The organism is Rothia mucilaginosa (assembly GCF_019334805.1).
In the GTDB taxonomy this organism is placed as follows: Bacteria; Actinomycetota; Actinomycetes; order Actinomycetales; family Micrococcaceae; genus Rothia; species Rothia mucilaginosa_C.
On record NZ_CP079822.1, the window covers coordinates 851643 to 877367 of the forward strand.

The following is a 25725-nucleotide window of genomic DNA, read 5'->3' on the forward strand; positions in this document are numbered from 1 at the left end:
CTCGCCCGCAATGCGCCTTGAGCTAGGCGTGCAAAAGGCCCGGCGCCTGCCCCGTGTGGGGTGGGTGCCGGGCCTTTGCGCATCCAGATGAAGCACCGGTGAAGAGTGGGTGTTCTAGTGGATGAGGTAGATGGTGCGGGCGAGTTCTTCGGGCATGAAGGAGGCCGCGAAGAGGATTGCCACGATGATGACGGCGAGCGCGGTCATGAGGCTGGAGCGCCAGCCGGGGTGCAGTTCGTTGAAGGTGATGAGTCCCTTGTGTTCTTTGTCCATGTTGACCACGTTGATCTGCTTGTAGATGGTGGTCTGGGCGGAGAGTTTGGAGGAGACTTCTCGCATAGTTTTGCCGTCCCATACGCGGCCGTCGATGCGCATGAGCTGTTTGCCGTCTTTGTCGACGGCCCACATGGCGGGGAAGCTGCGGTAGCGTAGGCGGCCGGCGACGGTTTTGAGTTTCTGACCGTAGGCTTTTTTGGGGTAGAGCTTTTCGACGAAGATGGTGTGGTCGATGTTTTCGAGGGGTACGGCGAACCAGCCGAAGGTGCGTGCGCGGAGCACGTGGGTTTTGGTGATGACGATGATGGTGGGTTTGAGGACTGAGTAGAGGTTGACACCGGCGATGGCGCCGATGAGCAGTACGAGGATGGTGTACGGCAGTGCGGGTCGCTTGTAGAGGATGAAGGCGAGCGCGGCGAGGAGCACGATGGTGCCGGGGAGTGCCGCTTCGATGCGCCTGCCGTAGGATCGCATGCGGGGGTGGAATAGTTCGTTGACTTCGCCGTATTTGGCGGGGACTTCGTGAGCGCGTTCTGCCATATACACAACTTTAGTGTGTGCGGTGCGTGAAACCTAGCGGACTACCTGCGTTACTCTGGTTCTATGCGTAATTTTTCTCCCGTGGAGCGGGTCCTGGCAATGTGGATGGTCGGTGTTGTGGTGGCGGTTTCTGTGGCTGCTGCGGCGCTGGTTATGACGAATAAGCTGGTGTATGGCCCGACGGGTCAGGTGCGGGAGTATTTTCATGCGTTGCGTACGGGTAATGGTTCGTATGCGCGTGGTTTGTTGGGTGCGCAGATTCCTGAGGGTGACGCATCTTTGCTGGATGGGGATGCTTTGAGGCGTTCGGTGTCTTCGTTGGGCGAAGTGTCGTATGAGGTGGTGGAGACTAGCGCCGATGGTGAGCATGCGACGGTGCGTGCTTCTTATACGTTGGGTGGTTCGCAGCAGCATACGGATTTTCGTTTGCACCGTTCGGGCACGCATTGGGGCTTTTTTGATAAGTGGGCTATTGATGAGGCGTCTTTGCCGTCGGTGAAGGTGAATATTCAGGGTGTGGAGGCTGCGACGATTAATAACCGTAAGGTTGCGGTGGATAAGGGTGCGGCGTCGTTCCCGGTGTTTTATCCGGGTGTGTATGCGGTGTCGTATGATTCGACGGTGTATACGGCGCAGAAGGTGAATGAGGTGGTGACGGCGCAGGATGCGAATCATGCGGTGCGTATGGAGTTGAAGCCGAGTGATAACGCGTTGTCATCGGTGAAGGAGCAGGTGCAGGACCATTTGAAGAAGTGTACGCAGCAGAGCACTCTTTATCCTGGTGGATGCCCTTTTGAGTATGCGTTTACGGGTCGTGTGGATTCTGAGGTGAAGTGGTCTGTGGTGAAGGTTGCGGATCCGCAGGTGAGTGTGAGTTCGGCGGGTGTGTGGTCGTTGAAGCCGATGTCGGGTACGGCGAAGGTGTCGTTTACCCAGTTGGATTTGTATACGGGTGCGCGTTCGCAGGTGCAGAAGGAGATTCCGTTTACGTTGAAGGCGTCGGTGGAGGCGGATGCGAAGGCGGTCCGAGTCTCCTTCTAAGAACGAACGACGAGAGCCAGTATGCTCTGAAGCGACATCAGGGTGCCCGAGCGAAGCGAGGGCGGGTTCCCCTGTAGGAGCGAGGATGACCCGGCCCTTTCGAGTCCCACAATCCTAAAAAGCACAAAGGGAACCGGCGCTATCCGTAGCGGTATCAGGGCGGCACAGCAGAAAAGGGTCAGTATTATCCGTAGCGACATCAGGGTGTCCGAGCGAAGCGAGGACGGGTGCCCCTGTAGGAGCGAGGATAATACTGACCCTTGATTCTTTTATAGATCCCTAGTTGATACCGCGAAGGTCCAGGACGAGTTCGCTTTCGTCTGCTTCGTCACCGGTCACGACGACGGGAATACCCCAGTCCTGCTGGTAGAGGTGGCATGCTGCGTGCTCGGGGATGTCACCGTCGGGGGTGCCGTCGCAGGCGGCGGCGCGAGCGGTGATGTGCAGGACTGCCTCGGTGATTTCGGGGTTGAGTACGAGGGTGCGGGTCAGTCCGGTGGAGGTGCCGGCGCCTTCCAGGATGAAGTTCTCGGGGGTGGATGAGATCTTCAGCTGGGTGGGGTCGCCCCAGCGGGTGTCGAGCTTCTGGCCGGTGGGCACGGTGAATCGTGAGGTGAATTCGAGGGTGCCGCCGGTGAGCTTGGTGGAGGGGCGTGCGGTGGTGATGGCGCCTTCGTCGACGTGCTGTGCCTTGGCGGGGATGGAGGCGCGCACGAGCTGGTGGGCGTTGGTTTCGACGATGATGAGGCGCGGTTCTTCGCCGGGTGCTTCTTCGACGAGCAGGTCGGAGGGTTCGTCGAGGCCGCGTTCGAGGGTGCCGAGGGTGCCGGTTGCGGGGTCCCAGCGGCGGATGGCGCCGTTGTAGGTGTCGGCGACTGCGATGGATCCGTCGGGCAGCTCGGTCAGGCCGAGGGGGTGCTGCATGCGGGCGGTGTCGGAGTCGCCGTCGACGAAGCCGAAGTCGAACAGGCCCTTGCCGACGGCGGAGGTGACCTGTACGCCGTTGTCGGTGAAGGTGATGTGGCGCAGGCCGCTGGTTTCGGAGCATGCGACCCAGAGGCTGCCGTCGCGTGCTTCGATGATGCCGGAGGGCTGGGCGAACCAGGCGTCGGCGGCGGGGCCGTCGGCGAGGCCTTCAACGCCGGAGCCTGCGAAGATGCTGACGGCGCCGGTGACGGGTTCGTAGCCGAAGAGCTGGTGGGTACCTGCCATGGCGATGATGAACTGGCCGGCTTCGCGGGAGTAGACGGCGTCCCAGGGCGAGGAGAGCGCAATGTCGGTGGCGGGTACGCCGGCGGGGATGTGGTTGGGGTCGCCGGTGATGGCGTTGTCGCCGTCGATGACGCGCTGCACGCCGTTGCCTGCGAGGGTGCGCACTTCGCCGGTGCGCAGGTTGAGGGAGCGCAGGCGGTGGTTGACGGTGTCGGCGACGAGCACGTCGTAGCCGAGCTGTTCGCGCAGGTTTTCGGGTACGAGGGCGAGGCCGGCGGGTTCGTTGAAGCGTGCTTCGGTGCCGGTGCCGTCAACGTGGCCCTTGACGGGGTGGTTGATGGGGTCATCGCCGCCACCGTAGGTGTTGATGACGGTGTTGAGGTCGGCTGCTACCTGCAGGATGCGGTGGCGTGCGCTGTCTGCGACGAGGTAGGTACGTTCGCGGTTGCCGAAGAGGTTTGCGGGGCCGAATTCGGCGGGCAGTTCGATGGCTTTGCCGGGGAAGGCGTAGGTGCCGGCTGCCTTGGGGCGGGGTACGTAGGGGCCGTCGCCGCGGTGTAGGGTGCCCTTCGCTTCGTGTTCTGCGACGAGTTCGCGTACGAGGGAGGTGAGGCCCTGTACGTGGCCTTCGCCGGAGAGGTGGGCGACGATGTAGCCTTCGGGGTCGACGACGACGAGGGTGGGCCATGCGCGGGCGGTGTATGCCTGCCAGGTGGTCAGTTCGGGGTCGTCGAGTACGGGGTGGGTGATGTGGTAGCGGTCGACGGCTGCGGCGAGCGCTACGGGGTCGGCTTCGTGCTCGAATTTGGGGCTGTGTACGCCGACGGTGACGAGTACGTCGGAGAATTCTTCTTCGAGGGGGCGTAGTTCGTCGAGGACGTGCAGGCAGTTGATGCAGCAGAGGGTCCAGAAGTCGAGAATAACGATTTTGCCGCGAAGATCCTGCAGGGTGAGGTTTTTGTCGCCGGTGTTGAGCCAGGCTCGGCCTTCGAGTTCGCTGGCGCGCACGCGTACGCTGCGGGTGGTGTTCTCGCTCATGGTTTTCTCTCCTGTTGGGTGCGCCGTGTGTGGGCGCGTTGGTTTGCTGTCCCCATTATGCCAGCGTGGGGTGGGTGGTTCGCTGGGAGTTGAGCTTTGTGACTTGGGGGCTTAACGACCTGTCATATTAAGTCACATTGCGGGTGGCGTGTGGGTATATAAAAGCGCCCCGCACGCATCACGGTCGGAAGCGCACGGGGCAAACAGGTCTAGCTAGTCGCCAGCTAAGTGGTGGATACGTTTAGCTCGTAGCCATGCTGGTCGGCTTAACGGGATTCTTCGGGGCAGGCAGGTCTCCCACAGGAGCCGGGGGCTTGGGCAGCTCCAGGGACTGGTAGTCGCCCGAAACCTCCGAGGTCTTAACGTTCATAATGGAAGCCGCACCATTCTCATCAACGCTAATTACTTCACCGTTAGGCTTGACGGCAACCCAGCCGCCCTTATCAGTCACGGCGGCAACCTCACCTTCAGGGGTCACACGTACCCAACTACCGTCATTCTCAATGCTGATGTAGTTACCGTTCTTAGCTTCGACAACAGCGATGCTTCCGTCAGAGGCAGTGTACACGTTACCTTCAGTGTTCGTAGTCTTCTTGGCGGAGCGGTCTTTCTTAGCCTCTTCGACGGCTTCCTTGTAATGCGCGTATAGCTGCGGACCGTAGTTGCTATCGGTGGGGTCCGTAGGCATGGCGGAAGCACCCGACAGTCCACTCTTCTGGCTTTCGGATTCCTTAGCGGAGGCGCTCGAGCTACCTGCGGTTGCGGAAGCGGTAGCCGATGCGCTCGCCGAGGCAGACGCGCTGGAGGAGGCGCTCGAGCTACCTGCGGTTGCAGAAGCAGATGCGCTTGCCGATGCGGAGGAGTTAGAGTTGGTGCCGGAGTTGCCGCCGCAGGCTGCAAGACCGAAGGTTGCGGCGAGGCTCAGGGACAGAACAGCCATAGACTTCTTCACTGTGTTCTCTTTTCTGGTAGATCCCCGTGCTATGCCGGGGAGACCTATAGTGTGGTTGTTTGTTGAGTGAGAGTTGAGTGAGAGCTAGATTCTGAGCGCCTCCCTAATCCTAACAACAGTTATGCGAAGCTTCCTATTTTCCCTAGGAGTTCAGCGCAACTTGAAGACGCAAAACGGCCCCGCACGCATCACTATCGGATGCGCACGGGGCGTCTTCATAAGTCACGGACTGTCACGCTCTACGAGCGCCACAAGCCGCTGTTAGCTCTTTACAGCTTACTTGGGCTGTGCGGGCTTGACGGGGGCGACCTTAGCCTGTGCGGGCTTTGCGGGAACTGCCGGAGCCTTCAGGTCTGCCTTCTCGCCGCCAACGATGGAGGTCACTTCACCGGATGCGTCCACGGTTGCCTGCAGGCCGCTGTTAGCCTGGATGCTCCAGGAGCCGTCAGCCTTGACTGCGACCTGGCCGTTTGCGTCCTGGCGGCTCCAGGAGCCGTCAGCCTGTACAGCTACCTGACCTTCGTCACCCTGAATGGACCAGCCGCCGTCCTCGGAAACGATAACGTCGCCCTCAACGGTGGAGGAGGAGTTACCCTCGGAGTCCTTGGACTCAGCCTTGGTGCCCTTTTCGTCGGACTCTACCTTGGAGGAGTTACCCTCGGAGTCCTTAGCGTCTACGGATGCCTTGCCGTCTGCGCCGACCTTCACGTCTGCGGAGTTGCCTTCGCCGTCGTTAGCCTTGACGGTGACGTTGCCGTCCTTGTCAACCTTCACGTCTGCAGTAGCGGAAGCGGAAGCTGCCGAGGTGGTTGCCGCAGAGGATGCCTTAGCCGATGCGCTTGCGGACGCAGTTGCCGAAGCGGATGCGGATGCAGTCGCGGTAGTGGTGGTGGAAGAGGACTGGGAGCCGCATGCGCTCAGGCCCAGTGCGCCTGCGAAAGCGATAGACAGAACAGCGGTGGTCTTCTTCATTGCGGGGGCGATTGCCATTGTTTCTCCTTGTGGTTGTTGAGTATGGTGCGGCTAGTTGGCGACGTATTCGCGTCGTGCGCAGGATCCTTGTGGGATTCCATAACGATTATCGGTGTAACCAACCGCGTTAATTCTATCGAGTTTGGGTGTGATTATCCGGGCGCGTGGGCGTTTATCCGCATTCTAGCGAGTGGGATAGCCCCATGTTTTCGCTCGGCTCGTCAGCCAGCTTCTTAGCGGCGGGGGGTGACGGGCTTGACGGGGTCAGCGCCAGCACCGGCGGGCTTGACGGGTACGGCAGGTACCTGGAAGTCGCCATGACCGGTCCGATCCCAGGAGCCATCAGCCTTCACTTCGACAACACCGGAGGTTCCGACGAGCTCCCAGGAGCCGTCTGCATTCACCTCTACGTTGCCGCTGGGACCGACGCGTTCCCAAGAGCCGTCAGCTTCCACATCAACGATGTCACCGTTGGGGGTGTGGTAGGACCAGCCGCCGTCGGTCTTGATTTCGATGAGGGTGTAGCCGTTGGCTGCGCTGACGGTTCCGCTGTCGACGGTCACGGTGCTGGAGCCATTCGAGCCGCTCTTGGCGGTGGTCTCGCCGGCCTTCTCGTCGACCTTTGCGGAGGAGCCGGAGTTGTTGGATGCCGAACCGTTAGCTGCGGTGCCGCCGTTGACGGTTGCGTTGCCGCTAGCGTCTGCGGTGACGCCGGTACCGTCGGCGCCGTTGACGGTCACGCCGTCTTCGGTGACGGTGACGGTACCCTGGGAGCTGCTTGCGGTGGCGCTCGGGGAGGCTGCGTCGCTTGCCTTGACGGTGACCTTGCCGTTGCCTGCGTTGACCGCTGCGTCAGCGGTGGAGGATGCCTTGGCGGTTGCGGTTGCGGTGGGTGCCGGGTTGGAGGTGTTCTGTGCACCGCAGGCGCTCAGGCCCAGTGCTGCGATTGCCGCGATGGACAGTGCGGCTGCGCCGGTGCGGAGGCGGTGGTTGGTGGGCGGTGCGGAAGTACGCTGAGCATGGCGTGCCATGAGGTGGTTCTCCTAGTGAGTCCCGGAAGGTCAATCGTCCGGGGTTTGTATGGTTGTTTTCCCGGTTGGGAGGGTGGAGCCGTTGCGTATAGTGTGTGGCTTTTCCTTCGCCGGTGACTCCAGCTTAGGGTGTGAGTCTAAGATTGAGCTTTAGTTTGCTGTGTTTAAGCTGTGTTCGGGCGGCAATGTATAAGTATTTTTCCCAGCAGGGTTTCATATTCGCGGTTTTTCGCTCAGCTTATGCATAGCTTTCTACTCACATGTATAAATTTTCTTTATTTTTCTGTGGCACATCATAGCTTCTCCTATGAAACCGGGCTACTTTCTGTGTTTTATAGCTCGAGTTGAAGGTTAAGGTCCTGAAGACCAACCTCGCGCACTCTCCTCACTACGTGCACCGCCCCAGCCCCCGCCTCGCCATCTTCCCCACCACGTACATCCATAGACCAAGGGGATAAGCATTCGAACATAATAAAAGACCCCCACCATAAAGGTGAGGGTCTTTTATCAGATTCAAAGTCTCAAGAATTACTTCTTCTTAGCGACTGCTGCCTTCAGCTTGGAGCCTGCGGTCAGCTTCACGCCGTGACCGGCGGGAATCTGGATGGTTTCGCCGGTCTGCGGGTTACGGCCGGTACGAGCTGCACGGTCGGTGCGCTCGATTGCCATCCAACCGGGGATGGTGATCTTCTCGCCCTTGGAGACGGAAGACTCGAAAACCTGGAACACTGCGTCGAGGACTGCATTCACGGTTGCCTGGCTCTTGCCAGACTTCTCTGCAACCTCTGCAACGAGTTCGGTACGGTTCTTAGCCATTAGGGTGCCCCTTCCAGAGACTTAAGGTTTGAGTCTAAAGCGAGTGACCGTCGGTGACGACGGAAAACCGTTTAGGAACTAAAATACCAGATTTACCAGCTGGACTTGGTGATACCGGGCAGCTCGCCGCGGTGTGCCATCTCGCGGAAGCGCACGCGGGAGATACCGAACTTCTGGAAGGTACCGCGGGGGCGGCCGTCGATCTGGTCGCGGTTACGCACGCGAACGGGGGAAGCGTTGCGGGGCAGCTTCTGCAGTGCCACGCGTGCTGCTTCGCGCTCCTCGGGGGTAGCGTTCTCGTCGATCAGGGTCTTCTTCAGCGCGATACGCTTCTCGTTGTAGCGAGCGACGATGACCTTGCGCTGCTCGTTGCGAGCGATCTTGGACTTCTTAGCCATTCTTAGCGCTCCTCTCGGAAGTCAACGTGCTTGCGAACGACGGGGTCGTACTTCTTCAGCACCATACGGTCGGGGTTGTTGCGGCGGTTCTTACGGGTCACGTAGGTGTAACCGGTGCCAGCAGTGGACTTGAGCTTGATGATAGGACGGAGGTCCTTAGCCTTGGATGCCATTTACTAGATCTTCTCCCCGCGTGCGATGATTTCTGCAACAACGGCATCGATGCCACGAGCATCGATAACCTTGATGCCCTTAGCGGACACGTTCAGGGTTACCTTACGACGCAGCGAAGGAACCCAGTAGGTCTTCTTCTGAACGTTCGGGTCGAATCGACGCTTGTTGCGGCGATGCGAGTGCGAAATGCTGTGTCCAAAGCCGGGAACAGCTCCGGTCACCTGGCAGACTGCTGCCATGTTTCACTCCTTTATTGATTGACTTTTATGACGGTACGCAGTCGATGTTACTCGTGAGCGTCCCGCCACCAATGTAGAAGCACCGGGTTATTCGCCGGGCTAGAGTGTTTGAGATCGTCACGTGGGTGAGAGGCCACGCATCGATCCCCGCCGCGGGAAAAACGGTGAAGCTTATTAGTGTCGAGAGGCGTTTCCACCACTACGAACAGCGTTAAATTCTAGGTAAATACGGGGGTTCGTGCAAGCCTGCACGCCGGATTTTGCCTTAAAAATCCGCGGAATCTCGGTGTTCTGAGCTGATTGCGCCCCATTTAAGCGAGGCGCTCGATTCGCGGATGCACGCCTGCCGCCGGGCGGCAAACATACCTACCCATTCTACCAAAAATGGGTGTTTTTGCAAGTCCAGATGTTTTTAAGGGATTCTTTAACGCCCCTAGTCAGGCGTTAATACGCCTTTTTAAGAACGGATGTTCTCTATGTGACCGGGGATAAATTACACTAGTGAAATTCATGTTGTGAGATTAACAGCTTAAGCCGGATTTAAGCCTTAAACAGCCCCGCGCCACCGATTCTTGCGGTGTGCGCAGGGCTGTTAAACGGGCTTAAATACGCGTTTAAAGAGCTTTTAACTCTCGTTTTAACGCTTCCGCCCCGGTTTTAAAGGGCGGTTTACGGGTTTGCAACGGTACGGGTAACGGCGGATTTACCGTTCCAGTTACGGCGTAGATGCGGGCACAAATACGGTACAGATACAGCACAGGGCGCTCCCCCGGCCTACAGTTTTACGCCGTAACGCGCCCCCCTGAGCATTAGTTCTTAAGGGCGTTAGTTTTTAAGGCTTGCCGCAGGAACCCAGTCCGGGTACTTGGGGGTCACACCGTCCCCGGAGCTCGTGCCCTTCAGGCGGCGACCGATCCACGGCAGGGCAAACTCGCGGATCCAGCGTGCCTCCTGCTCGATCTTCTCGCGGGCGGTCAGCTGCACCTCCGGGGGCAGTACCGATTCGGTGACCACACCGGGCAGGCCGAGCTGCGCCAGCACTCGGGATGCGAAGCGTTCGTGGCCGAGGTCGTTCATGTGCAGGCGATCGTCAGCCCACAGACGCCAGTCGAGGAAGTCGTTCCAGCGCCAGTAGTCGATAATGTGCACGCCGTGGTCTTCGGCGATACCGCGCAGTAGCTCGTTGTAGGTGGCGGTACGGCCGCGGGTACGGGCGAAGGGGCCCTGGCCCTGTACATCCAGGCCGGTTACGGTAAGCACTTCGATTCCTTCGCCGCGCAGGGTGGCGAAGGCTTCGTCTACGTGGGTCATGAGCTGGTCAATATCCACGTTGGGTCGCATGATGTCGTTGCCGCCGCCGTAGAAGGTGACGAGGTTGGGCTTCAGCTCCAGGGCTGCCGGCAGCTGCTCTTCGAGAATGGGAATGAGCAGGCGGCCGCGGATGGCGAGGTTTGCGTACTGCGCCTGCGGGTCTACTGCACCGAGGCCTTCGGCAACGCGGTCTGCCCAGCCGCGCAAGCTGTTGGGGCGGCGGCGGTCAACGTCGCCCACGCCTTCGGTGAAGGAGTCGCCGATTGCCACGTAGCGTACTGATTCACCGTTGAGCTTGCCGTTGGGGTCTAGGAGCGGGGTCGTCATTGTGTTCTTCTTTCCGGGCCTCTATAGAGAATGACCCTTCTGTGGAAGAAGCCGGCACACCCGCGCGGTGTACCGGCTTCTTCGCTTAGCTTTCGGTGCGTCCTGCCTTCCAGTATCCCACTGTTATGGGCGCTTCATCAGATATGAGCAGGGGTTTCTTAGGATGCGACAGCTGAACCGGCAACGGTGGACACACTCCGGGGATGGGGTACCACCACTACACTGCCGTCGTTAAACGGGTCCGCGACCTCGGCCTTCAGGCTAAAGATGGTGTGCAGGTTCTCGCGAGTGAGCACTTCGTGTGCTTCGCCTTGAGCGACGATGGAGCCGTCCTTCATAGCGACGAGGTAATCGGCGACTCGGGCAGCTAGGTTCAGTTCGTGCAGCACCATGATCATGGTGGTGCCGCGTTGCTCGTTGAGGTCCGAGAGTAGGTCGAGTAGCTCCACCTGGTGTGCCAGGTCGAGGTACGTGGTCGGCTCGTCCAGCAGTAGGATGTCGGTTTCTTGGGCGAGCGCCATGGCAATCCAGACGCGCTGACGTTGGCCGCCAGAGAGTTCGGTGACCTGTCGTTCGGCGAGGGACATGGTGTCGGTGGCTTCTAGTGCCCAGGCGACCGCCTCATCATCTTCGGCGCTATTGCGTTTGAAGAGTCCCTGGTAGGGGTAGCGTCCTCGGGAGACGAGGTCGGCTACGGTAATTCCTTCGGGGGCGATGGGATGCTGGGGCATGAGCCCAACCATGCGGGCGAAGCCCTTCATGGAGTATTCGTGGGTGGGTTTGCCGTCGAGGGTGAAGTCGCCGTTGAGCGGCTTGAGTAGTCGGGAGACACCGCGTAGCAGGGTGGATTTACCGCAGCCGTTGGGGCCGATGATGGCGGTAACTTTGCCCTTCGGGAATTCGAGGGAGAGGTCTTTGACGATGGTGGTTTCGCCGTAGCCGAGGCTGACGTTCTCTACTTTGAGGGTGCGTTCGGTGATTTCTTTCATGGCGTCCTTTCTTCTCTAAGGCTTTTCCCGGGAGCCTCCTAACTTAGCCTATCCTAATTTCGGGTCAGAATATAGCGAATCCCCCGAACCGTTCACACTTCTGTAGAACAGCACGGGGGATCCGCTATATCGGCGAACTTTAGAAGTTCACTTTTCCGTTGACGAGCCAGCCGCCTTCCGCTGCACGCTGGAAGACTTCCTGAGCCATGGTGCGGCTGTAGGTCTTGGAGACATGGTTGTCATCGATGTAGACGTAGATGTTTCCAACCACGGGGCTGCACATGCCGTCCGGGCAGTACACGTCCTTCAGGTCCACCATGACGGCACCCTGGTTGCGGTACTTGTCGAAGATTTCCTTTGCAGGGTTTTCTGCGGCGTACTTGTCGCTTGCGGGTCGTGCGCAGGAGCTCTTGTCGGCGCCGGCCTTCTGAGCGCATTCGTAGATGTTGTACTCGAAGCGCGGGTTATCGCGCAGGCCAATGACCTGGACTCCTGCTTCGGTGAGGCGGCGGACCGTCTCATCGAGGCTCGGGTCGACTCGTTCGTCGTTCGAGCGTGCCTGGGCAACGGTGGCGATGAGCACCACGGTCTGCGGCTTACGCTTGAGAATTTCCTCGGTCATCTTGGTGTTGAATTCCGAGCATTCGTTGCTGGCGTTGACGGCGCGGACCGGGTACTGGCAGCCACCGAGCAGGTAGGTCTGCAGGTTGGTTTTGGTCTGTTCTGCGATGGGCTTGAAGATGCTCAGCGCCTGTTCGGCGTGGGAGTTACCGATGACCACGGTCAGCGGTGCGTCCTCGGGTCCGTACTTCTGCAGGCTGCAGTACTTGGCGAGTGCCGGGTCGGAGGGCGCGAAGCTGCCAACGCAGGGGTCGCTCAGTCCGTCGAACTGGGTTTTGACGTCACCACCGGAGGGGATGGGGTTGTCAATGAGTCCCTGCTGGGCGCCGCCGATAGCGCGGGCGCCGGGGTAGTTTTCGCTGGCGGTCTGTACCTGCAGTTCGGCGTTCTGCTCGGACTGGGTGTTGCGGTAGCCTACCCATGCCTGTGCGGCTACCAGGGGTACACCTGCGACCAGGAAGATCGCGAGGATGAAGGCGAGCTGGTCTGCCCAGGTCTTGACCGAGAAGATGGTCTTGAAGCGCATCTTCATCATGAGCCAGGGTACGAAGGGGTCCTTGCGGTAGCGCAGCGGCTTCTCGACGAAGCGGATGAGCAACCATGCCAGGCCGATGGAGGTAAGGATGATGACAGCACCTTCGATGAAGTTCACGCGGGAGGTACCGACGGCGCTGCTGTAGAGGATGAGGATGGGCCAGTGCACCAGGTACAGGGCGTAGGAGATGTTGCCGAGGTTCTGCAGGGGTGCGGAGACCAGCAGTCGATCGATGCCCCAGCGGCTGTTGGTGCGGCCTGCCATGATGACGAGCGCACCGGAGATCACGGGCCAGAGCGCCAGGTAGCCGGGGAATGCTCGTTCAACGGGCAGGATTGCGCCACAGGTGACCAGACCGATGATACCGACCCAGCCCATAACCACTCGAGCCTTTTCGGGTGCCTTCCACTTGAGGGTGAGCATTGCCAGCAGGGTGCCGATGGCAAATTCCCACAGGCGGGTGCGGGTGTCGAAGTAGGCGAATCCCTGGTTGGTGTCGGTTTCGACGATGGAGAAGGTCAGGGATGCGACGAACACCGTGTTGAAGATGAATACCGCGGTGGTGAAGAGGTTCCCGCGGAATCGGTGCACGACGTAGGCTACTGCGGCGAAGAGCAGGGGCCAGATGATGAAGATCTGTCCCTGGATGGAGAGCGACCAGAAGTGCTGGAAGGGTGACTTCACGGAGGCGTTTTGGGCGTAGTAGTCTACGGAGCTGAACGCGAGGTTCCAGTTCTGGAAGTAGAACAGGGAGCTCCTTGCGTCGGTTACGGTTTGCGACCAGCGACTGGGCGCGAGCACGAAGAAGGACGCAATGGTGGTACCCGCGATAACCACGGTGGCTACGGGTAGCAGTCGCTGGAAGACGTGCATCCAGTAGCTGAAGAGATTGAGGGGTTTGCCTTCGTTGATCTTGCGCATGAAGGAGAGCGAGAGCAGGAAGGCGGAGATGAAGAGGAAGACGTCCACGCCGCCGGAGACTTTGCCGACCCAGACATGATAGAGCACCACGAGGAGCACGGCGAAGGCTCGCAGGCCCTGAATTTCAGGGCGGAATCCTCGCGATTCGATGAACTCTTCGAGGGGGTAGTCGCTGGCTTCGCGTGCTTTGATGCTGCGCGGGGCGGTGGTGTAGGTTCCCTGCGAGGCGGGAGCCTGCGGGGTTCCGGAGGTTTCAGACATTCTCGGTTCCTCAGGATGGATGTCGATGTGCTAGTGCGGGTCCCTTAGACACTACAGGACACTCGTACAATAAAATCCTGATCCGCACCTCTGCTATGAGGCTGGTGCGAACCAGGATTTTTCTGAGCCCCCTACCGGATTCGAACCGGTGACCCTCTGTTTACAAGACAGATGCTCTGGCCAACTGAGCTAAGGAGGCAACCTGTCCAGTGTACCTTATTCTCTTGGTTGAGTCTGCTTAGTTGTTCTTTTAGGGTTTGGTTGAGAATACTTCTAAATTATGGGGTGATAGTATGTTCGTTTCCTTCGTTTTACCCCTTATGAGCACCACCTCTGTATGCTGCTCACCCACCCCTCGTACTCATCACCGTGTATGGAAAAACCCGGTAGCCTCGCGTGGAGGTTACCGGGTTTTCCTGTATCGAAGCGGTTACTTCTTCTTAGCTTCGATCTTTTCCTTCAGGAAGGTGCTGAAGTCGTTGCTGGTGTACTGGTCACCATCAACGAAGACGGTGGGGGTACCCTTAATACCGTTCTTTGCGGATTCAGCGTTGACCACGTCCACGAAGGGGCGCCACTTGCCATCGTTCATATCGGAGCCGATGGAGGCGTGGTACTTCGAAGCAATGTCGGCGATCTGCTGGTTGTTCATGTCGCCGCTGCCCTGGTGGGTGAAGATCTCACGCTGGTAGTTCAGGAAGTCGTGGGTGCTGACCTGGTTTGCCACGGAGTATGCTGCTGCCGCGTTACGTGCGGAGTATGCGGTGGGCGAGGAACGGTCCAGGAAGGTCAGGTTACGGATTTCCAGGGTGATGGTGCCGTCTTCGACGAGCTTCTGGATTTCCTCACCGTACTTCTTCTCAAACTCTGCACAGTGCACGCAGTTGTAGTCCTGGAAGATGGTCACGCGTACGGGCTGGCCGTTCTTGGATGCCTCTTCAGCGGTCTGCACGCCCGGGGGCATGGTGTTGACTGCTGCTGCGGTTCCGTTGACCATGGGGGTCACGGAGGAGGTCGAGGTTGCGAGCTGCTTGAAGTCGCGGTTCTCCTGGGTGGAGGAGTTCTGGACGATGCCGTCCTTGGTCAGCACAATGCCACCGTATTCGTTGGCGCTGGAGGGCACCGGGCCGCTTTCTGCTACCTTGGTGTTCTTGTTGCCGTTGACTACGACGAAGCCGATGATACCTACGATGATGAGGACCACGGCGAGTACGCCGAACTGGAGCCAGCGGCGGCTTGCCTGGCTGGGGCTCTTCTTGGCCTGCTGGGCCGCAATCTGGCGGGCTTTTTCGCGGGCGTCGGTCGACATGCCTGCTCCTTTGGTTGGGAATATGGGTGGCGGTTCGTCCACTTCTTCTAGCCTACTCCTTATGGAGTACGCACCCATCAGGGCAGAGGTTCAGAGTGCCAGTGCTCGTCTGAGCTCGGCGCCTTCTGATCTCTGCCGGGCGTTCTAAAGCTCAGCTTCCTGCTACGTATAGCAACTGAAAGGTATGTCGAGCAGTTCCTATCATGTGGATAGGTTCTGTCTTTTCTCTAGTGTGGATGTACCGCGCTACCCGTCTAGCCTACCGAATGGGTGCCTTATCGGCTAGTTAATACTCTGACTGAGATACTGTGATGTCTATTCTCACGCTCTCAGCTTATTTTCCTCGTAAACTTTCGTAGCTCTGGGAGGTTCCTCCCCTGCCACAAGCTACGCCGAGGCACCCACCCGGTTCAGCTCACCAGCCGTTAGGGAATGTTGTAGACTTCCACTCCCCCAATGAAGGGGCGGGTGTTGTAGTTACCATTCCACTTCACGCTCAGGCCGTGCTTCTCCAGTACGGGAATAACCGTCTCTCGCAGCAACTGTGCGGAGAGCTTCTCGTGAAGGGCCCTAATCTCTTCCTTCTGCGCATCGCTCAGGGTATTCCATTTTTCTTCGTCCCTGGGGTAAGCGAGGAAGGAACCGAAACCGATGTAGGTTCCGCCGCTCTCAGCGAGGCTTTCAGTGTCCTGCTCATGGAAGTAGATGTATCCCTTCCAATCACGGCTATCATCCATTTCGTCCCAGATTTCTGCGGATGCGCAGGTACCGCAGCAGGTGAAGTTCTGTCGTGCAATGACTCCTTCTTCTTCCAGCGCTGCGAAGGCACGGTTGAGGTTGGAGTTCTTCTGCATTTCGGGGGTAATGCCCAGCTCAGCAGCAAAGGCACGACGACGCTTGATGAGCTCTTCCACGTAGTCCTCTACGCGCTTCTCCCAGAGCTTGCTGTCTTCGTTCTCCCCATCGTATTCCAGACCGAGTACGTCCATCACATAATCGGTAATGGTTTCTACGTACTGCTCAGTATCAGATTCACCCATGAACAGCAGGGGCCAGATGGGCCAGAGCAACTCGGCTTCGTCTTCTTCATCCAGCCCCCATTCTTTGGGGAAGGGCGGGTCGAGGCGTTCTTCGCTCCAGCGTTCGTAGATGCTCTTCTCATCAGCCATGATGATGCTCCTTTGCGTGTTCTCTATTCGCTCGGGTAGAGATGTGGATTGCTCTTGTTGTTAAGGTACCAAGAGTTTCTCCACCGTGCCCTCTGCTTCGTCATTCAGGCGGATCTGTGAACTCCCCATCTCGTCGCCCCTGCATCAAGGCTGGCAGGCTGTCTAGGTTGCGTCCCCTGTTCCTCTGCTTCTCAGCTGAGTCTCTAAACCTCTGCATCTCTGATGAGTTAGGTTTCTTTCGTCCAGGAGTTTTCATTCTAAGAGTTTTTGGGTACACAAAAAGAGGGGAAGACCTATAAGGTCTTCCCCTCTTGAATAAAAAACCCGCGGCGACCTACTCTCCCACACCCACAAAAGTGCAGTACCATCGGCGCAAAGAGTCTTAGCTTCTGGGTTCGGAATGGAACCAGGCGTTTCCCTCTTGCTATAACCACGGAAAATCTAGCGAATAACTTCGTTATTCAAAATTTCCGAATAAAAAGCCTCAACTTCCCGAAGGAAGCCCAGGGTTATTATCCAAAAACCATACAGTGAACGCAAACAACAAACATCTCGAAAAAGTAAGCCTTCGGCCTATTAGTACCAGTCAACTCCACGAGTCTTCAGTCCCCGCTTCCATACCCGGCCTATCAACCTCATCATCTATAAGGAGCCTCACACACCAAAGTGCCAGGAAATCTCATCTCGAAACAGGCTTCCCGCTTAGATGCTTTCAGCGGTTATCCCTCCCGAACGTAGCCAATCAGCCATGCACCTGGCGGTACAACTGACATACCAGAGGTTCGTCCGTCCCGGTCCTCTCGTACTAAGGACAGCCTTTCTCAAATTTCCAACGCGCGCAGCGGATAGGGACCGAACTGTCTCACGACGTTCTGAACCCAGCTCGCGTACCGCTTTAATGGGCGAACAGCCCAACCCTTGGGACCGACTCCAGCCCCAGGATGCGACGAGCCGACATCGAGGTGCCAAACCATGCCGTCGATATGGACTCTTGGGCAAGATCAGCCTGTTATCCCCGAGGTACCTTTTATCCGTTGAGCGACGGCCGTTCCACAACGTACCGCCGGATCACTAGTCCCGACTTTCGTCCCTGCTCGACCTGCCAGTCTCACAGTCAAGCTCCCTTGTGCACTTACACTCAACACCTGATTGCCAACCAGGCTGAGGGAACCTTTGGGCGCCTCCGTTACACTTTAGGAGGCAACCGCCCCAGTTAAACTACCCATCAGGCACTGTCCCTGAACCAGATCATGGCCCGAAGTTAGACATCCAGATTGACCAGAGTGGTATTTCAACAACGACTCCACACAAACTAGCGTCCATGCTTCACAGTCTCCCACCTATCCTACACAAGCCAAACCAAACACCAATACCAAACTATAGTAAAGGTCACGGGGTCTTTCCGTCCTGCTGCGCGAAACGAGCATCTTTACTCGTACTGCAATTTCGCCGAGTTCATGGTTGAGACAGTAGGGAAGTCGTTACTCCATTCGTGCAGGTCGGAACTTACCCGACAAGGAATTTCGCTACCTTAGGATGGTTATAGTTACCACCGCCGTTTACTGGGGCTTAAATTCTCAGCTTCGCCCAAAAAAGGCTAACCAATCCTCTTAACCTTCCAGCACCGGGCAGGAGTCAGTCCGTATACATCGTCTTACGACTTCGCACGGACCTGTGTTTTTGATAAACAGTCGCTTCCCCCTGGTCTCTGCGACCCATACACGCTCCAGGCAGCAAATGCCCATCACGCTCAAGGTCCCCCTTCTCCCGAAGTTACGGGGGCATTTTGCCGAGTTCCTTAACCATGATTCTCTCGATCGCCTTAGTATTCTCTACCTGATCACCTGTGTCGGTTTAGGGTACGGGCGGCTAAAACCTCACGCCGATGCTTTTCTCGGCAGCATAGGATCACCAAATCCCCCAAAAACGGGGTCCCATCACGTCTCAGGCACACAGCCGGCGCATTTAACAACCGACAACCCTACACGCTTAGACCACGACAACCATCGCGTGGCTTGGCTACCTTCCTGCGTCACACCTGTTAACACGTTTACCTCCAAAGATCGGGTCCCACAACCCACACAACACACAAACAAAAGCCTGCACATCATGCTTCGCATGGTTAGCATCACAATATCAGTATGGGCGGTTTTTCACCGGTACGGGAATATCAACCCGTTATCCATCGACTACGCCTGTCGGCCTCGCCTTAGGCCCCGACTAACCCAGGGCAGATTAACTTGACCCTGGAACCCTTGATCATCCGGCGGATGAGTTTCTCACTCATCTTTCGCTACTCATGCCTGCATTCTCACTCGCATAGCCTCCACCACTGGTTTACACCGCAGCTTCACCGGCCACACGACGCTCCCCTACCCAACAACCCCAAAGGGTCATTGCCACAACTTCGGCGGTGTACTTGAGCCCCGCTACATTATCGGCGCAGAATCACTTGACCAGTGAGCTGTTACGCACTCTTTCAAGGATGGCTGCTTCTAAGCCAACCTCCTGGTTGTCTAAGCAACTCCACATCCTTTCCCACTTAGCACACGCTTAGGGGCCTTAGTTGGTGGTCTGGGCTGTTTCCCTCTCGACAATGAAGCTTATCCCCCACTGTCTCACTGCTACGCTCTCACTTACCGGCATTCGGAGTTTAGCTGACGTCAGTAACCCGTGAAGGCCCATCGGCCATCCAGTAGCTCTACCTCCGGCAAGAAACACGTAACGCTGCACCTAAATGCATTTCGGGGAGAACCAGCTATCACAGAGTTTGATTGGCCTTTCACCCCTATCCACAGCTCATCCCCTCCATTTTCAACTGAAGTGGGTTCGGTCCTCCACGACGTCTTACCGTCGCTTCAACCTGGCCATGGATAGATCACTCCGCTTCGGGTCTAGGTCATGCCACTCAAACGCCCTATTCAGACTCGCTTTCGCTACGGATACCCCACACGGGTTAACCTCGCGACATAACACTAACTCGCAGGCTCATTCTTCAAAAGGCACGCTGTCACCCCAAAAGGCTCCAACGGCTTGTAAGCACACGGTTTCAGGTACTATTTCACTCCCCTCCCGGGGTACTTTTCACCATTCCCTCACGGTACTGATTCACTATCGGTCACTAAGAAGTATTTAGACTTACCAGGTGGTCCTGGCAGATTCACACGAGATTCCACGAGCCCCGTGCTACTCGGGTGGCCACACCACGGACAGAACAATTTCGATTACGGGACTCTCACCCTCTACGGCCGACCATTCCAAGTCGTTCACCTACCATCCTGAACATCATGCCGGCAGCCAGTTAGAACTGCCACTGTGACTCCCACAACCCCCATGATGCAACGCCTAACCGCTATCACACACCACAGGTTTAGTCTCTTCCGCTTTCGCTCGCCACTACTCACAGAATCATTACTTTATTTTCTCTTCCTGCGGGTACTGAGATGTTTCACTTCCCCGCGTTCCCCCCAACCAGCCTATACATTCAGCTGGCGGTAACTCACCATGAAGATGAGCCAGGTTTCCCCATTCGGAAATCCTCGGATCACAGCCCAGTTATCGGCTCCCCGAGGCTTATCGCAGATTCACACGTCCTTCATCGGCTCTTAATGCCAAGGCATCCACCGTGTGCCCTTAATAACTTACACACAATCAAGAAAAATAAGAATCTAAAATCAACAATCAAACCAACACCAAAGCATTGATTCAACGCAAATTCCAGAAGATGCTCGCGTCCACTATATAGTTCTCAAACAACAACCCACAACACAACAACAACACAAACAAAAACACTTGCATCATCACCATGCCAGGCAAACAAAGGAACAACACACACGTGTTACCCCAAAACCCAACAATGCGCCTCATCCAACCCAAAACCAACATTCCACCCATGAGCAAAACCACCCACCCGACACTCGCGGGTAGCATGGCCAACTAAATGTGCTCCTTAGAAAGGAGGTGATCCAGCCGCACCTTCCGGTACGGCTACCTTGTTACGACTTAGTCCCAATCGCCAATCCCACCTTAGACGGCTCCCTCCAAAAAGGTTAGGCCACCGGCTTTGGGTGTTACCAACTTTCGTGACTTGACGGGCGGTGTGTACAAGGCCCGGGAACGTATTCACCGCAGCGTTGCTGATCTGCGATTACTAGCGACTCCGACTTCATGGGGTCGAGTTGCAGACCCCAATCCGAACTGAGACCGGCTTTTAGGGATTAGCTCCACCTCACAGTATCGCAACCCTCTGTACCGGCCATTGTAGCATGCGTGAAGCCCAAGACATAAGGGGCATGATGATTTGACGTCATCCCCACCTTCCTCCGAGTTGACCCCGGCAGTCTCCTATGAGTCCCCACCATAACGTGCTGGCAACATAGAACGAGGGTTGCGCTCGTTGCGGGACTTAACCCAACATCTCACGACACGAGCTGACGACAACCATGCACCACCTGTATACCAGCCCCGAAGGGAAACACCATCTCTGATGCGGTCCAGTATATGTCAAGCCTTGGTAAGGTTCTTCGCGTTGCATCGAATTAATCCGCATGCTCCGCCGCTTGTGCGGGCCCCCGTCAATTTCTTTGAGTTTTAGCCTTGCGGCCGTACTCCCCAGGCGGGGCACTTAATGCGTTAGCTACGGCGCGGAAAACGTGGAATGTCCCCCACACCTAGTGCCCAACGTTTACGGCATGGACTACCAGGGTATCTAATCCTGTTCGCTCCCCATGCTTTCGCTTCTCAGCGTCAGTTACAGCCCAGAGACCTGCCTTCGCCATCGGTGTTCCTCCTGATATCTGCGCATTCCACCGCTACACCAGGAATTCCAGTCTCCCCTACTGCACTCTAGTCTGCCCGTACCCACTGCAATACACGGAGTTAAGCCCCGGCCTTTCACAGCAGACGCGACAAACCGCCTACAAGCTCTTTACGCCCAATAATTCCGGACAACGCTCGCGCCCTACGTATTACCGCGGCTGCTGGCACGTAGTTAGCCGGCGCTTTCTCTGCAGGTACCGTCAATCTCTCTTCTTCCCTGCTAACAGAGGTTTACAACCCGAAGGCCGTCATCCCTCACGCGGCGTCGCTGCATCAGGCTTGCGCCCATTGTGCAATATTCCCCACTGCTGCCTCCCGTAGGAGTCTGGGCCGTGTCTCAGTCCCAGTGTGGCCGGTCACCCTCTCAGGCCGGCTACCCGTCGTCGCCTTGGTGAGCCGTTACCTCACCAACAAGCTGATAGGCCGTGAGCCCATCTATAACCACTACATAACGCTTTCCACCAACACCCCATGCGGAGATTGGTCGTATCCGGTATTAGACCCAGTTTCCCGGGCTTATCCCAGAGTTAAAGGTAGGTTACTCACGTATTACTCACCCGTTCGCCACTAATCCACCTAGCAAGCTAGGCTTCATCGTTCGACTTGCATGTGTTAAGCACGCCGCCAGCGTTCGTCCTGAGCCAGAATCAAACTCTCCGTTGAAAAAATAGAAAAGCTTGATAATCTGATCTCAAACAGCGAATCACACACGGGGGTGCGTGACTCAAGCTGACTAAATTTGAAACCATTTGATGATTATCAAATAAATAAATATTTGGTATTAGTTTCAGTTTCCATCACCATATTCGGTGATTTTATTGAACAAAGCACACTATTGAGTTCTCAAGCAACACACCGATTCAACACCTCAACTTACTCTTTCGAGAAGTCTTACCATTGAACGGTCATTCATGTTATTTTCATTGTTACCGCGTTCCCGCGGCAACTCAATCAACTATACCAGCGTCTTGTTTGCCATGCAAATCCGTTTTCCGTGATTCACACCACAATGTTTCTTCCCTAAACTCCTCCACCATCACCAACAGGCAACCTGAGATTCTTCTAAGCAAGAAACCAAAACACTATACAATTGAAAGTCGTTCAACCGCTTCTGACTAGGAGAAACACCGAAGAAGTTCTTCGTTTTTTCCTCCTCGCCGCGGCGACTCATACAACTATACAGACCACCAAACAGCCCTGCAACCCGAAAATGGGTGAAGTAGAGCACAAATACGGGGGTTTAGGTTCATCCTGACCTAAACAGAACAGCAAAACCCCTAGTCAACGCAGGATAAGCCTCCCGAAAGTTCTTCAAAAAAAGTTTAAAAACCTTCAAAAGACCTCGAAAACCTGCAGAAGCTCCCTATAGAGCCCATATAGAAGGGCAGAAGAGCCCCTCAGCATCAAGAAGATAGGAAGAGAAGACGGGAAGAAAAGATGGGAAGAGGGGCTCCGCCCCTCCCCCATCTCTGTATTTCATACCGCCGTATTTCTGTACCGCTGCACTCCCCCGTTCTGCACCTCCCTATATATGAGCACCTACATATGGGGAGAGCGCAGAAGAGCACAGAAAAGGAGGGCACCCCTCACGGGGGCGCCCTCCTTATTCAAACTACAGAGCTACAGGCTGTAGCTCGCTAGCTTCAAAACTTTAGTTCGCGGAAGCGCGACGACGAGAAACATCGTACAGAGTAATACCCACAGCCATCGCCGCGTTCAAAGACTCCATCGCAGAATCAATCGGAATCGACACAATCTGATCGCAGTTCTCAGTCACCAGGCGGGACAGACCCTTACCCTCAGAACCAACCACCACGCACAGCGGCTCATTCGCAAGCTCCAGAGCCGGCAGCTCAATATCGCCACCGCCATCCAGACCAATCACGAAAATACCCTGCTCCTTAGCCTGCTGAATCACGCGAGTCAGATTAGTCGCCATCGCAACAGGAATACGAGCAGCCGCACCAGCACTAGTCTTCCACGCACCCGCGGTCACCGCAGCCGAACGACGCTCAGGAATAATCACGCCATCACCGCTAAACGCGGACACGCTACGAATAATCGCACCCAGGTTACGCGGATCAGTAATACCGTCCAGCGCAACAAACAGCGGCGGAGTCGACAGCTTACCCGAGTGCCAACGCTCCATAGTATCCAGCACCAGGTCAGTCGCATCCGGGTACTTGTACGGAGGAATCTGCATCGCAACACCCTGATGCACAGAACCATCAGTCAAACGATCCAGCTCGCTACGCGGAATCTCCAGCATCGGAATATTGCGCTTATTCGCAATAGTCATGATCTCGCGAACGCGGTCATCAACCTCAACACGGCTCATGATGTACAAGTGCTTCGAGGGAATCTCAGTACGCAGAGCCTCAAGCACCGCATTACGACCAGTCACCAGCTCATCGCTAGCACGCTTACCGCCCAGACGAGTCTGGAACTTACGGTTCGTACCGGTAGCAGCACGACGCTCCGCCGCGCGCTTCATCTTATACGCCTTGTGATAAACGCGGTCCTCAGCCTTCGGAGTAGGGCCCTTACCCTCAAGCGCCTTACGACCGTGACCACCAGTGCCCTTAGTAGCACCCTTCTTCTTGCTGGTAGCGCCCGGGCGCGAACCTGCCTTAGCCATTCTTCTCTTCCTTCGTCAAAGTAATGAATACGAGTCTACGCGAGAGAAACCCGCGCGACCTAAGCCTTACGCACAAACGCGGGGCACATCACCCTCTAGCCAACGCTCCAGCTCGAACCATTCGCGCCATCCTTCACCTGCACACCAGCAGACGCCAACAGATCACGCATCGCATCAGCCTTCGCCCAATCCTTCTGAGCACGAGCATCAGCACGCTCCGCCAACACAGCCTGAATCAGCGCATCCAGAGCCTCATGCTCAGCACCTGAAGTACCCTCAGCATTAAAACTCATCAGCTGCGCCAGGCCCAGAACCTCAGCCATAGCCATCACAGCGTTAGCCGCCTCCGAAGCATCCTCACCAGCAGCAAGCGCCGCATTACCCGCACGAGTCTGCTCATGCAGAACCGCCAAAGCACGTGGAATATTCACGTCATCATCCATAGCCTCAGCAAAAGCCTCCGGAACCTCACGACCCGGCTTCAGCACATCCTGAGTTGCAGCAAGGAACGCCTCAACACGCTCAATAGCGGTTGCCGCCTCCTGCAGAGACGACGGACGGTAATCAAGAATCGAACGGTAATGCGCACTACCCAGGTAATAGCGAACCACCAGCGGACGAGCCATCTGCAGCATCTGCGCCGGCGAAATCGTATTACCGATAGACTTCGACATCTTCTCACCCTCATAGGTGACCATGCCGTTATGCATCCAGAAGTTCGCGAAATCATCACCGGCAGCAGTCGACTGCGCCAGCTCATTCTCATGGTGCGGGAAACGCAAATCCAAACCGCCACCGTGAATATCAAAACGCGAACCCAAATACTTACCAGCCATCGCCGAGCACTCCAGATGCCAGCCCGGACGGCCACGACCCCACGGAGACTCCCACGAAGCAGTCAGCGGCTCGCCCTCCTTATAACCCTTCCACAGGGCAAAATCGCGAGGGTCACGCTTACCGCGCGGATCAGCATCCGCAGAATCCTGCATATCCTCAACGCTCTGATTCGTCAGCGCACCATACTTATCCCACGAACGCACATCAAAATACACGTCACCAGAATCATCCAGCGCAGGATACGCGTGGCCACGATCAATCAGACGCTGAATCAGAGCAAACATCTCCGGAATATGACCGGTCGCGCGCGGCTCATACGTCGGCGGATCAATACCCAGCGCCGCATACGCCTGAGCAAAAACCTTCTCAAAACGGTACGCGAGCGCCCACCACTGCTCATTCGGGAACTCACCCTCAAAACCGGGCTCCATAGAATCAGCAGACTTCGCCAAAATCTTGTCATCAATATCAGTGACATTGCGGACCGTCGTCACCTTCAAACCGCGGTAACGCATCCAACGGCTCAACTGGTCAAAAACCAACGCCGAACGGATGTGGCCCAGATGCGGTTCACCCTGCACCGTAGCACCACAATAATAGATACGCGCCTCACCGGGCACGACGGGCTCAAACTCGCGAATAGTCGCGGAAGCTGAATCATAAAAACGCATAGTCACACTCTCATTCTACGGGGTTTCTACGGGGTCGGTTCGGACACCGGGGCGGTAATCGGCGATAGGTTACAGAATGGCTCGAAGCAACCAAACACCTACGAACGCGGATACACCAGCGCCGTCGCAATAGCAGCCACACCCTCGCCGCGGCCCGTCAAACCCAAACCATCAGTAGTCGTCGCAATCACCGTCACCGGGGCACCCGCCGCCTCGCTCAGCACACGGTTCGCCTCATCACGGCGCGGAGAGAACTTCGGGCGGTTACCCACCAGCTGAACGCTCACATTACCAATCTCAAAACCAGCAGCACGCACAATCGCCGCAGCCTCAGAAAGAATACGAACGCCAGAAGCGCCCTTCATGTCCGGGCGGTCCACACCGAAATTAGAGCCCAAATCCCCCGTGCCGGAGGCGGCAAAAAGAGCATCCGCGGCAGCATGAGCCACCACATCACCATCAGAATGGCCGCTCAAACCACGCTCACCCGGCCAATGCAGACCAGCAATATACAGAGGAGTGCCCTCCTCACCAAAAGCATGGACATCAACACCGGTACCAACACGAGGAATAACAGTCATCACAGGACCCTTCAATCGATCGAAAATCTTCTCAGCAGCAGTGCCCGC

The 25725-nt window shown here is 56.9% G+C and carries 18 protein-coding genes, 1 tRNA gene and 3 rRNA genes; 1 reads left to right on the forward strand and 21 read right to left on the reverse strand.

All coding sequences use genetic code 11. The annotated features are described in order from the left end of the window. Positions 1-114: 114 nt before the first annotated feature. Positions 115-816, reverse strand: a complete 702-nt coding sequence (locus LPB405_RS03275) for a hypothetical protein (RefSeq protein WP_219101890.1) — start codon at positions 814-816, stop codon at positions 115-117. A 63-nt stretch (positions 817-879) separates the two neighbouring features. Here LPB405_RS03275 and LPB405_RS03280 point away from each other — a divergent pair, with 63 nt between their 5' ends. Continuing rightward, on the forward strand, positions 880-1857 hold the full coding sequence (locus LPB405_RS03280) for a hypothetical protein (RefSeq protein ID WP_219101891.1): 978 nt from the start codon (positions 880-882) through the stop codon (positions 1855-1857). A 279-nt stretch (positions 1858-2136) separates the two neighbouring features. On the opposite strand, the gene LPB405_RS03285 is transcribed toward LPB405_RS03280, so the two are convergent. The 20 genes from LPB405_RS03285 to ispF form a co-directional block, all read right to left on the reverse strand. Continuing rightward, positions 2137-4107 (reverse strand): NHL domain-containing thioredoxin family protein, encoded by a 1971-nt coding sequence (locus LPB405_RS03285; protein WP_219101892.1) that lies wholly within the window; start codon positions 4105-4107, stop codon positions 2137-2139. A 241-nt stretch (positions 4108-4348) separates the two neighbouring features. Continuing rightward, positions 4349-5059, reverse strand: coding sequence for a transcriptional regulator (locus tag LPB405_RS03290; RefSeq protein WP_219101893.1), 711 nt, complete (start codon positions 5057-5059; stop codon positions 4349-4351). Positions 5060-5335: 276 nt separating this feature from the next. Next, the gene (locus LPB405_RS03295) at positions 5336-6049 is read right to left on the reverse strand and encodes a hypothetical protein (protein WP_219101894.1); all 714 of its coding nucleotides are present in this window, start codon (positions 6047-6049) and stop codon (positions 5336-5338) included. A gap of 215 nt (positions 6050-6264) precedes the next feature. Then, entirely contained in the window at positions 6265-7062 is a 798-nt protein-coding gene (locus LPB405_RS03300; RefSeq protein ID WP_219101895.1) for a hypothetical protein, read from the reverse strand. Positions 7063-7590: 528 nt separating this feature from the next. After that, on the reverse strand, positions 7591-7878 hold the full coding sequence (locus tag LPB405_RS03305; RefSeq protein WP_005506733.1) for an HU family DNA-binding protein: 288 nt from the start codon (positions 7876-7878) through the stop codon (positions 7591-7593). 92 nt (positions 7879-7970) lie between these two features. Further along, a complete protein-coding gene (rpsN, locus tag LPB405_RS03310) occupies positions 7971-8276 on the reverse strand; it encodes a 30S ribosomal protein S14 (RefSeq protein WP_005506731.1) in 306 nt (101 codons plus the stop codon). A 2-nt stretch (positions 8277-8278) separates the two neighbouring features. Next, positions 8279-8449 (reverse strand): 50S ribosomal protein L33, encoded by a 171-nt coding sequence (gene rpmG, locus LPB405_RS03315; protein WP_004005967.1) that lies wholly within the window; start codon positions 8447-8449, stop codon positions 8279-8281. 3 nt (positions 8450-8452) lie between these two features. Then, positions 8453-8689: a 50S ribosomal protein L28 gene (gene rpmB, locus LPB405_RS03320; protein WP_004005966.1), complete on the reverse strand. Its 237-nt coding sequence runs from the start codon at positions 8687-8689 to the stop codon at positions 8453-8455. Between the two features lie 825 nt (positions 8690-9514). Further along, on the reverse strand, positions 9515-10327 hold the full coding sequence (locus tag LPB405_RS03325; RefSeq protein ID WP_219101896.1) for an SGNH/GDSL hydrolase family protein: 813 nt from the start codon (positions 10325-10327) through the stop codon (positions 9515-9517). Between the two features lie 158 nt (positions 10328-10485). Then, the gene (locus LPB405_RS03330) at positions 10486-11316 is read right to left on the reverse strand and encodes an ABC transporter ATP-binding protein (RefSeq protein WP_070634619.1); all 831 of its coding nucleotides are present in this window, start codon (positions 11314-11316) and stop codon (positions 10486-10488) included. Between the two features lie 139 nt (positions 11317-11455). After that, positions 11456-13654: an acyltransferase family protein gene (locus tag LPB405_RS03335; RefSeq protein WP_219101897.1), complete on the reverse strand. Its 2199-nt coding sequence runs from the start codon at positions 13652-13654 to the stop codon at positions 11456-11458. Positions 13655-13779: 125 nt separating this feature from the next. Then, positions 13780-13853: transfer RNA gene (locus tag LPB405_RS03340), tRNA-Thr, on the reverse strand. 231 nt (positions 13854-14084) lie between these two features. Then, on the reverse strand, positions 14085-14963 hold the full coding sequence (locus LPB405_RS03345; RefSeq protein ID WP_049361984.1) for a DsbA family protein: 879 nt from the start codon (positions 14961-14963) through the stop codon (positions 14085-14087). A 425-nt stretch (positions 14964-15388) separates the two neighbouring features. After that, positions 15389-16132: a DUF6891 domain-containing protein gene (locus LPB405_RS03350; RefSeq protein ID WP_049360032.1), complete on the reverse strand. Its 744-nt coding sequence runs from the start codon at positions 16130-16132 to the stop codon at positions 15389-15391. Between the two features lie 321 nt (positions 16133-16453). Continuing rightward, positions 16454-16570, reverse strand: a 5S ribosomal RNA gene (gene rrf, locus LPB405_RS03355). A 118-nt stretch (positions 16571-16688) separates the two neighbouring features. Further along, a 23S ribosomal RNA gene (locus LPB405_RS03360) occupies positions 16689-19779 on the reverse strand. A gap of 306 nt (positions 19780-20085) precedes the next feature. Then, positions 20086-21613, reverse strand: a 16S ribosomal RNA gene (locus LPB405_RS03365). Together the 16S, 23S and 5S rRNA genes form the textbook arrangement of a ribosomal RNA operon. Positions 21614-22601: 988 nt before the next feature. After that, positions 22602-23588 carry a 23S rRNA (guanosine(2251)-2'-O)-methyltransferase RlmB gene (gene rlmB / locus LPB405_RS03370; RefSeq protein WP_005507146.1) on the reverse strand — a complete coding sequence of 329 codons (987 nt, stop codon included), beginning with the start codon at positions 23586-23588 and terminating at the stop codon, positions 22602-22604. Positions 23589-23683: 95 nt separating this feature from the next. Continuing rightward, positions 23684-25102, reverse strand: coding sequence for a cysteine--tRNA ligase (cysS, locus tag LPB405_RS03375; RefSeq protein WP_044146129.1), 1419 nt, complete (start codon positions 25100-25102; stop codon positions 23684-23686). Positions 25103-25194: 92 nt separating this feature from the next. Next, positions 25195-25677, reverse strand: coding sequence for a 2-C-methyl-D-erythritol 2,4-cyclodiphosphate synthase (gene ispF, locus LPB405_RS03380; RefSeq protein WP_005509302.1), 483 nt, complete (start codon positions 25675-25677; stop codon positions 25195-25197). Between the last annotated feature and the right edge of the window lie 48 nt (positions 25678-25725).

What these genes read in the sequence shown, in the direction of transcription:
- LPB405_RS03275 (WP_219101890.1), bottom strand. Translation starts at nt 816, where the DNA reads ATGGCAGAACGCGCTCACGAAGTCCCCGCCAAATACGGCGAAGTCAAC.
- LPB405_RS03280 (WP_219101891.1), top strand. Translation starts at nt 880, where the DNA reads ATGCGTAATTTTTCTCCCGTGGAGCGGGTCCTGGCAATGTGGATGGTC.
- LPB405_RS03285 (WP_219101892.1), bottom strand. Translation starts at nt 4,107, where the DNA reads ATGAGCGAGAACACCACCCGCAGCGTACGCGTGCGCGCCAGCGAACTC.
- LPB405_RS03295 (WP_219101894.1), bottom strand. Translation starts at nt 6,049, where the DNA reads ATGGCAATCGCCCCCGCAATGAAGAAGACCACCGCTGTTCTGTCTATC.
- LPB405_RS03300 (WP_219101895.1), bottom strand. Translation starts at nt 7,062, where the DNA reads ATGGCACGCCATGCTCAGCGTACTTCCGCACCGCCCACCAACCACCGC.
- LPB405_RS03305 (WP_005506733.1), bottom strand. Translation starts at nt 7,878, where the DNA reads ATGGCTAAGAACCGTACCGAACTCGTTGCAGAGGTTGCAGAGAAGTCT.
- rpsN (WP_005506731.1), bottom strand. Translation starts at nt 8,276, where the DNA reads ATGGCTAAGAAGTCCAAGATCGCTCGCAACGAGCAGCGCAAGGTCATC.
- rpmG (WP_004005967.1), bottom strand. Translation starts at nt 8,449, where the DNA reads ATGGCATCCAAGGCTAAGGACCTCCGTCCTATCATCAAGCTCAAGTCC.
- rpmB (WP_004005966.1), bottom strand. Translation starts at nt 8,689, where the DNA reads ATGGCAGCAGTCTGCCAGGTGACCGGAGCTGTTCCCGGCTTTGGACAC.
- LPB405_RS03325 (WP_219101896.1), bottom strand. Translation starts at nt 10,327, where the DNA reads ATGACGACCCCGCTCCTAGACCCCAACGGCAAGCTCAACGGTGAATCA.
- LPB405_RS03330 (WP_070634619.1), bottom strand. Translation starts at nt 11,316, where the DNA reads ATGAAAGAAATCACCGAACGCACCCTCAAAGTAGAGAACGTCAGCCTC.
- LPB405_RS03335 (WP_219101897.1), bottom strand. Translation starts at nt 13,654, where the DNA reads ATGTCTGAAACCTCCGGAACCCCGCAGGCTCCCGCCTCGCAGGGAACC.
- LPB405_RS03345 (WP_049361984.1), bottom strand. Translation starts at nt 14,963, where the DNA reads ATGTCGACCGACGCCCGCGAAAAAGCCCGCCAGATTGCGGCCCAGCAG.
- LPB405_RS03350 (WP_049360032.1), bottom strand. Translation starts at nt 16,132, where the DNA reads ATGGCTGATGAGAAGAGCATCTACGAACGCTGGAGCGAAGAACGCCTC.
- rlmB (WP_005507146.1), bottom strand. Translation starts at nt 23,588, where the DNA reads ATGGCTAAGGCAGGTTCGCGCCCGGGCGCTACCAGCAAGAAGAAGGGT.
- ispF (WP_005509302.1), bottom strand. Translation starts at nt 25,677, where the DNA reads ATGACTGTTATTCCTCGTGTTGGTACCGGTGTTGATGTCCATGCTTTT.